We start from the raw sequence: 1015 nt of genomic DNA, 5'->3' as shown, positions 1-1015 counted from the left end.
AGCAGCGCCAGCGCCAAGAGCACCCTCTGAGCCGTCCCGCTCGCCCGTAGGAACAGGCCCATTCCGCCGACCAGCACGACGACCATGAACCCCGCCACCATCCCGGGGTGGCCGATGGTGCCCACCGGAGCCTCGTACATGAAGCCTCGAGTCAGCGGCCCGACAGGGTCCAGGGCTAGCCGCTGCAACACCACTACGGCCGTTTCGACCACACCCACGACCACCAACCCGGACAGCAGAAGCGGCCAGGCTTGGCGGTTTTCACGCAACACCCGGTAGATGAAAAGAGACGTCAGAACCAGGCCAATTTGGTAAAGAAGGCCGTCCATCCGGCTCTCCGCCCCTAGGAGAATCGCGGATAAATCGTCGTCACGAGCATTTACGGTAGCGATCCCCACGAGCAAGAGGTAAGACAGCAACAGGTAGCTGAAGGGATTTCGGTAGGATTGCAAGCCTCGAGCCTGCAAAATCCCGAACACCCCGATCATCACCAGCAACATTACCCGTGGGAAAAGCCATACCAACTCGCTGGCGACCACGCCAGAATAAGTGAACTGGGTTATCCCGCTCGCAACCTCGAGGGTTGATACCGAGGGCTTAGAAACGAAATAGTTAACGAAAAATGGGAAACTCCATATGAGTCCTAGAACAACGGCTAGCCAAATCTGGGGAAATTGATAGTCTCGTTTAAGCATCTTTCTCCAGAAACCTTAGGCGACCCCATTTTAGCTGGAGTCGCCCGAAAAGGTTCGATACCTTAGCGCAGCCAGTAAACCGCACTAAACACCCCGCTGGCTTGTGAGTTCACCGTGATGGTGTATTTATTATCTGCTGAGTCACGGGTGATCACACAGCTTCTCACAGCCCTGGGGTATTCCGCCGGAGCACCCTCATCTTGGAGGATAGTGCTTTTGCAGTTCGTCCCCGTCCAGTGCACTAACATCGCTGCCTAGAGTGTCGGCCGAAGCAATCCACTGTACCACCTGCTTCAGGTACATCTGGCTAGCCATGTCTA

Annotated in this window: 1 pseudogene; it reads right to left on the bottom strand. The window is 56.1% G+C overall.

Features of this window, described 5'->3' with window-relative positions:
* Positions 1-695: pseudogene (locus MEICH_RS29575) on the bottom strand (hypothetical protein); the annotation flags it as partial.
* Positions 696-1015: the final 320 nt, after the last annotated feature.

This window comes from Calidithermus chliarophilus DSM 9957, assembly GCF_000430045.1.
Taxonomy (GTDB): Bacteria; Deinococcota; Deinococci; order Deinococcales; family Thermaceae; genus Calidithermus; species Calidithermus chliarophilus.
The sequence above is the reverse complement of the archived record's forward strand: the minus strand, read 5'-3'. Positions and strand labels throughout refer to the sequence as shown.